The organism is Clostridium sp. (assembly GCF_051654825.1).
Lineage (GTDB): Bacteria > Bacillota > Clostridia > Clostridiales > Clostridiaceae > Clostridium.
Genome location: NZ_JBOFYU010000237.1, coordinates 1 through 4,807 on the forward strand (window position 1 = coordinate 1; position 4,807 = coordinate 4,807).

Here is a 4,807-nt window from a genome sequence, read left to right on the forward strand (position 1 = left end):
ATCTTAAGCACTGTGTCTCCTAATAATTCTTGTGGTACAAATACTCCACTTAAAAAACAACATCCAAGTGAAACAACATTTGCCGCTGCTGACATTGCATTTCTACTACTTACTAAATTAGATATTAAAAATCCTATGCTTAATGCAGCTATAGTAAATATAAAGGAATTCAATAAGAATAATGCTCCTGTCATAGTTAACATATACTTTCCACACATTATAAAACTTGCTAACACCATTACTACCCATACAGCTATTGCAAAGGTTATATTTCCAAGTATCATTTGAAAATTAAAGCTTCTAAGTTTTAGTGACGAAGAGTAATTTCTCATTTTTAAATCTTTATTATTAAATACTAACATTACTGATGATATACCTAATATTAGTATTGCAAAGGTTGAATAAGATAAATAATTATAATAATTTTTTAACCTCATTGTATTTATAAACTTATCATTATTTTGTGTGAGCTGAACTTTTACATCTTCTTTTAAATCTTCACTTACATACTTAGTTAATTGGCTTTGAGATAAGTTTTCCACAGTTCTTATATATTTTTTAACAGTGTTTAGATACTTATTCACAACACTATCCATATAAACCTTGTTTACTGAATTAGGTTCTGTTATTATTTCAAGATCTACATCCTTATCCTGATTTATAAACATTTCTGTAAATCCCTTAGGAACTCTTATAATATAGCTTACTGTTTGATAATATATAGCATCTTGAAGCTTTTCTCTTTCATCTTCTATTTCTACTATATTTGAATTTTCACCTATATACTCTTCAAATCCCTTTATAAAATCTGTATTTTCATCTTCATTTATAAATGCCACATTTACCTTTGTTTCATTGAAATCTGTTTCTGTAGGGTTTCCCCCTAAGTTTCCTAATGATATTGCGAAAAACAAAAATATTGTTACATAAATCATTATTTGAGATAAGTTTTTCTTTATTATTTTAAAAAATGCTTTATAAACTTGCATATTTTTGCCTCCTTAAAATCAAGTAGGTAACACTACTAAAAATAATTATAAATCCACAAAGTAATCCCATATTCATATAAAATTTATCTAATGTATCATAAAAATATAATGAATAAAAAGAATCTGATATTAAATTTACAGGATTTAAATATGCTAAAATAGGAGCGTTTGTATTAACTATATACTTTACTTTATGAACCATTAATCCAGATAAAAATGAAAGCACCATTGTTATACCAACTAAAATACCTATTTTTGTTCCCTCACTTTTTTTAGTTATAGCTCCAACAAAAGTTCCAAAGGTTACTCCTGCAATACTACCAACTACACAAGTTATAAATATATATAAACTCCTATCTCCAAAGCTTACATTTAATATAAATAATAAATATGACATTAAAAACATTATTGCTAAAAACTGAATAGTTATTGCTGCTGACATAGACGCTAAAAATATCTTTAACTTATTAGTAGGTGCCATATTTACCCTTGTTGCTTCTGCTGATTGATTAGCTTGTATAAATAAAACTTCCTTTACTCCCAAAAAACTTCCATAAAAACATGCCATTGCTATTAATGCATAAAAATAATTTGCTGTTATATCTGGTTCTACATTACTAATCCTTACATCCTCTATAAAGTTCTTATTTTCAAAAATACTCTTTAAATCCTTTTGCATTGCCCCTGGATTTTCTTTTATTATCCTCTTAATTGTAGAAGAGGTTTGAACATATTCTTCTACAAAGCTTTTTAATATCGTTTGATTTATACCTGATTTTTTTACTACTACATTTATTTCATCATCAAAAAATATATATCCCTGAATTTTATCGTCTTCTAAAAGCTTTCCTGCTTCATCCTTATTTTTATAATCTATATCAAATAATTTCTCATTATCCACATCCCCTGAAACTGAGCTTATTATTTCTAGAAATTTATCTTTTTCATCATAGTTTCCCTCTTCAACTATAGCTATATCTATTGATGAAAACTTATCAGCACTAGCAAGATTAGTAAAGGCTAAGTTAAATAATGTTGCTAATATTACTGGAAAGAAAAAACTCCAAAACATCATCTGCTTGTCTCTTATTATGCATTTAATCCTATATTTATAATTATGAAAAAACATAAAACCCCTCCTAATCTCTCAGTTCCTTACCTGTAATTTCTAAAAATACATCATTTAATGTAGGCGGTTCTGAATAAATTTTTCCTACATGTACATTTTTGTCTTTTAAATAATCTATTAAAAGGACTAAGTTATTTTTGCCCTTGCTAGACTTAATTGTAAGATAGTTATCATTATAATTTACACTTGCTACACCAGGTAAATTTTTAATATCACTTATAATTTCTCTATCTATATTAAATACTTCTACCGTTATTTTTTCTCCACAGTTTATCATTGACTTTAATTCTTCATTACTTCCTGTTGCTATAATCTTTCCTTTATCCATAATTGCAATCCTAGTACAAATTTGCTCTACCTCTTCCATATAGTGAGATGTATAAACTATAGTAACTCCCTGCTTATTAAGCTTTTGTATTCCTTCTAGGATATTATTTCTACTTTGTGGATCTACTGCAACTGTTGGCTCATCTAAAATAATTAACTTTGGTTTATGTGATATTCCACAAGCTATATTTAACCTTCTAAGTAATCCTCCACTTAACTTCTTAGGATAAAACTTTCTGTAATCTGAAAGTCCAACAAAGTTTATAGCTTCATCTACAAGCTTTTTTCTTTCTTTTTTATTTTTAATGTAAAGCCCACAGAAATAATCTATATTTTCATATACATTTAGCTCTTCAAATACAGCTACATTTTGTAATATTACACCAATATCCTTCTTAATATCATAAGCCTCTGGCTTCATAGTCTTTCCATAAATCTCAATTGATCCTTTATCATATTTAAGTAAAGATAAGATACAATTAATTGCGGTAGTTTTTCCTGAACCATTAGGCCCTAAAAGACCAAATACTTCTCCTTCTTGTATTTCTAAATTTAAATGGTCAACAGCTACTAGATCCCCATATCTTTTAACTAAATTTTCAACTTTAATAATCATAACCTTCCTCCAATTAATTTATTAATCTTTATTTTTTAATCTCAACATATCTTATACTTAAATTATATTAAACTAACCCTTCATTAGTAAGTGATTAAACTCCTTAATGCTTATGACAAATATAACATTATAAAATTATCTATTTCATATTGATATGAATAAATGTACTAGGATTGTTGTTACATTTATCTTCAAATGATAAAATTAGTATATATTGCCAAATAAATTAAGATAAAGGTTGATTTTATGAATACTTTAATTGATAAATTTATTCTTTTTATTATGTGCTTTATAACTTATATTCCTTATATAGATAATTATCATAAGGTTGTATTAGTTCTTATAGCCATAACATTTACCTCATTAATAAGCTATACTGAAAATTTAAAGGTATTGATTTATTCCTTTACCTTTTTTCTTTTACTTAGCTTTTTTAATGCTGAATTATTATTTTTTTCACCTCTTATTTTTTATGACTTATTTTTCTATAAATTAAAGTGGCCTTGTGTATTTTTCATTATTCCTATTTTAATTAATTTTGAAGTTATTCCTATGTCTTCATTATTTTTAATTATTGCTTATTCTTTAGCCTCCTATGTTTTAGCTTCTCGTACTAAAGCTTTAGAAGATATAAAGAAAAATTATTATAATTTAAGTGATAAGTCTAAAGAGCTATCTATGGTATTTGAAGAAAAAAATAAAGAACTTTTAGAAAAACAGGATTATGAAATTAATTTAGCCACATTAAGAGAAAGAAATAGAATAGCTAGAGATATACATGATAATGTTGGTCATCTTCTTTCAAGAAGTATATTACAAATTGCAGCTCTTTTAGCTGTAAATAAAAATGATAGCACTAGAGAAAACCTTACCCTTATTAAAAATACACTTTCTGAAGCAATGGATAGTATTAGAAGTAGTGTTCATGATTTGCATGAAGAGTCTATAAATCTTAATGTTGAAATTCAAAAGCTTATAGATAACTTTAATTTTTGTAATGTTAAATTAGAATATAACTTAGAGTCTTCCCCTAAAAAAAATATAAAATATTGCTTTATTACTATTACTAAAGAAGCTTTATCAAATATAATAAAGCATTCAAATGCTACTGAGGTTTGGGTATCACTTTATGAACATCCAGCATTATATCAATTAATAATAAAGGATAATGGACACCATATTAACCTCTCTAGCGAAGATGGTATAGGTTTAAAAAATATAAAAGATAGGGTTACTGCCTTAGGCGGTAATGTAAATATTAGTATTGATAATGGTTTTAGAATTTTTATTTCTATTCCCAAAATATAAATAAGGAGTTAAATAAACTTTATGCGTGTATTAGTTGTAGATGATGATAAGCTTGTTTGCGTTTCCCTTAAAACAATTCTAGAAGTAGAAGATGATATTACTGTTGTTGGAATTGGGAATAATGGACATGAAGCTGTAAAATTATTTGAAGAATTAAATCCTGATATTTTATTAATGGACATTAGAATGGAAGGGCTTACTGGCTTAGATGCTTCTGAAAAAATAATAAGTAAATATAATAATGCAAAAATACTGCTTTTAACTACCTTTTCTGATAATGAATATATAGTTAAAGCATTAAAAATAGGAGCTAAGGGCTATATAATAAAACAAGACTTTGAGTGTATAGTTCCTTCATTAAGAGCAGTTTATACTGGACAACGAGTTTTTGGAGATGACATAATATCTAAAATCCCATCACTTATTAATAATACTAAA

The 4,807-nt window shown here is 26.4% G+C and carries 5 protein-coding genes; 2 read left to right on the top strand and 3 right to left on the bottom strand.

Annotated elements, in window-relative coordinates; genetic code table 11:
* The 3 genes from ACRDBA_RS14330 to ACRDBA_RS14340 form a co-directional block, all read right to left on the bottom strand.
* Positions 1–989, bottom strand: a 989-nt coding sequence (locus ACRDBA_RS14330) for an ABC transporter permease (protein WP_438573609.1), incomplete at its 3' end; no start/stop codon positions are given.
* A complete protein-coding gene (locus tag ACRDBA_RS14335) occupies positions 976–2,118 on the bottom strand; it encodes an ABC transporter permease (protein WP_438573610.1) in 1,143 nt (380 codons plus the stop codon). The genes ACRDBA_RS14335 and ACRDBA_RS14330, both read right to left, overlap by 14 nt.
* Before the next feature lie 10 nt (positions 2,119–2,128).
* Positions 2,129–3,061 carry an ATP-binding cassette domain-containing protein gene (locus ACRDBA_RS14340; protein ID WP_438573611.1) on the bottom strand — a complete coding sequence of 311 codons (933 nt, stop codon included), beginning with the start codon at positions 3,059–3,061 and terminating at the stop codon, positions 2,129–2,131.
* Between the two features lie 246 nt (positions 3,062–3,307).
* On the opposite strand from ACRDBA_RS14340, the gene ACRDBA_RS14345 reads away from it, so the two are divergent.
* Together ACRDBA_RS14345 and ACRDBA_RS14350 are read left to right on the top strand one after the other, a co-directional pair.
* Positions 3,308–4,369: a sensor histidine kinase gene (locus ACRDBA_RS14345; protein ID WP_438573612.1), complete on the top strand. Its 1,062-nt coding sequence runs from the start codon at positions 3,308–3,310 to the stop codon at positions 4,367–4,369.
* A 21-nt stretch (positions 4,370–4,390) separates the two neighbouring features.
* On the top strand, positions 4,391–4,807 hold a 417-nt coding region (locus ACRDBA_RS14350; protein ID WP_438573613.1), incomplete at its 3' end, for a response regulator.